Source organism: Skermanella sp. (assembly GCF_059503625.1).
Genome location: NZ_JCACHA010000551.1, coordinates 1 through 2,013, shown reverse-complemented (window position 1 = coordinate 2,013; position 2,013 = coordinate 1). Strand labels below are relative to the sequence as shown.

The following is a 2,013-nucleotide window of genomic DNA, read 5'->3' as shown; positions in this document are numbered from 1 at the left end:
CAAAGCCCAGGGATTGGGCTGGAAGAATCCATCGACTCCGGCGGCCATGGTCATGGCGTTGGCCCCCATCGACCCGGCTCCCCAGGCGGATGCCGCCATCTGGCGGAACGGGCCGTGCTCCACCCTGCGCCAGAATTCCTGAAGCCGGGCCAGCCGTTTGCCCGGCGCATTGCCGGCGATCAGGCCGGCGTTGATGGCGCCGATGGAGGTTCCGATCACCCAGTCCGGCTCAAGTCCCACTTCCTGCATCGCCTCATAGACGCCGGCCTGATAGGCGCCCAGCGCGCCGCCGCCCTGGAACACCAGCACCACCTGACCCAGGCTTTCCTTGTCGAACGCCGCTTGCGGCTTCACGTCGGTCTTCGTCATCAGCATGTCGGCTCTCCTGAAGTCGAGGGGATGGGATCAGTGCGCAGTCCAGCCGCCGTCGACCGGTATCGCGGCGCCGGTGATGGAGGCGGCTGAGGCCCCGGCCAGGAAGACGGCGACCGCGCCGATCTCGTCGACCGTGGCGAAGCGCTTGCTGGGCTGCTGCGCCAGGAGCACATCGCGGACGACCTCCTCGCGCGAGATCCCGTGGACCTTCGCCTGATCGTCGATCTGCGCTTCGACCAGGGGCGTCAGGACGTAGCCGGGACAGATGGCGTTGCAGGTGATCGGCTCCTCCGCCACTTCCAGCGCCACCGACTTGGTGAAGCCGACGATGCCGTGCTTGGCCGCGACATAGGCCGACTTGAACGGGGAGGCGACGAGGCCGTGGGCGGAGGCCACGTTGACGATCCGGCCGAACCCGTTGCCCCGCATGACCGGCAGCGCCAGCCGGACGGTATGGAAGGCGGAACTGAGATTGATCGCGAGTATCCGGTCCCACTTGGCGGTCGGGAACTCCGTCACCGGGGCCACATGCTGGATGCCGGCATTGTTGACCAGGATGTCGAGCCGGCCATGGGTTTCCACCGTCATGTCGACCATCCGGCCGATCGCGGCCGGATCGGACATGTCGGCGTCGGAATAAAGGGCCTCCACGCCGAAGTCCTCTTCGATCCCGCCACGGGCTTCCGCGATGTCCTTGGCCGTGCCGAAGCCGTTCAGGACGACGGCAGCCCCCCTTGCGGCGAAGGCCCTGGCGATGCCCAGCCCGATGCCGCTGGTCGATCCGGTGACGAGCGCCACCCGGCCCAGGAACTCGCTGGCCGGCGAGGTACGGTTTCCCAAACTGCGCGTGTCCATGAGAAGTCTCCCTGTTGGTCCGGGACAGACTTTCCCATTCGCACAGGGCCTTCGTGAAATGCCGGTTGGCTAATCAGTCGATACGCGCCGGCTATCGAAACATTAGCCACCCGGCATTTCACTGGAACGGTTGAAACGCCGATCCTCGGTCCCGACACCACGCGATGGTGCGTGGCAACCGGGAGACTTCAGATGATCGCCAAGCTTTCGATGGATTCCGTTCTGGTGCGCGGGCTGTTCGGTGCGCTGCTGATCGGCGGCGCCGTGGCGATGGCTCCGGCTGCGGCGCTGGCCGGCTCATGCCCCGCCGGCAAGCAGGGCGTCGATGTGCGGAAGCCGGACACGACCCCGGCGCGGGACGTGACCGATACCGTCATCTCCTCGATCGACGTGGCCAAGGAGCCCGCCGATATCGAGGGAAGGCAGTTCCGCATGCGCCGGCTGGAGGTCAAGCCGGGCGGCGTCGTGCCCTGGCACAGCCACGACGACCGTCCCGCCATCATCTACATCGTGAAGGGCGAGATCACCGAATACGCCAGCACCTGCTCCGTCCCCATCGTCCACAAGGCCGGCGACAGCACGGCGGAGCGGCACGGCGTCGCCCATTGGTGGAAGAACACCGGCAAGACCACGGCCGTCCTGATCTCCGCCGACCTGCTGCATGTGAACGACGCCGATCCGCACATGATGTAGGACCAGGGACCGGAGATATTGATCGGTGGAGACGCTCATGCCGTAGGTCGGCTAAAGCGAAGCGGCAGCCGACAAGCAGGCGCGTCCATG

3 protein-coding genes are annotated in these 2,013 nt (G+C 66.4%); 1 reads left to right on the top strand and 2 read right to left on the bottom strand.

From position 1 onward, the window contains the following. Together AC5JJ6_RS11655 and AC5JJ6_RS11650 are read right to left on the bottom strand one after the other, a co-directional pair. On the bottom strand, positions 1 to 375 hold a 375-nt coding region (locus AC5JJ6_RS11655), incomplete at its 3' end, for a patatin-like phospholipase family protein (protein WP_496042188.1). A 30-nt stretch (positions 376 to 405) separates the two neighbouring features. Next, positions 406 to 1,230 (bottom strand): 3-hydroxybutyrate dehydrogenase, encoded by an 825-nt coding sequence (locus tag AC5JJ6_RS11650; RefSeq protein ID WP_496042187.1) that lies wholly within the window; start codon positions 1,228 to 1,230, stop codon positions 406 to 408. A gap of 192 nt (positions 1,231 to 1,422) precedes the next feature. Between AC5JJ6_RS11650 and AC5JJ6_RS11645 the strand changes: the two genes are divergently transcribed. Continuing rightward, positions 1,423 to 1,923, top strand: coding sequence for a cupin domain-containing protein (locus AC5JJ6_RS11645; RefSeq protein WP_496042186.1), 501 nt, complete (start codon positions 1,423 to 1,425; stop codon positions 1,921 to 1,923). Positions 1,924 to 2,013: the final 90 nt, after the last annotated feature.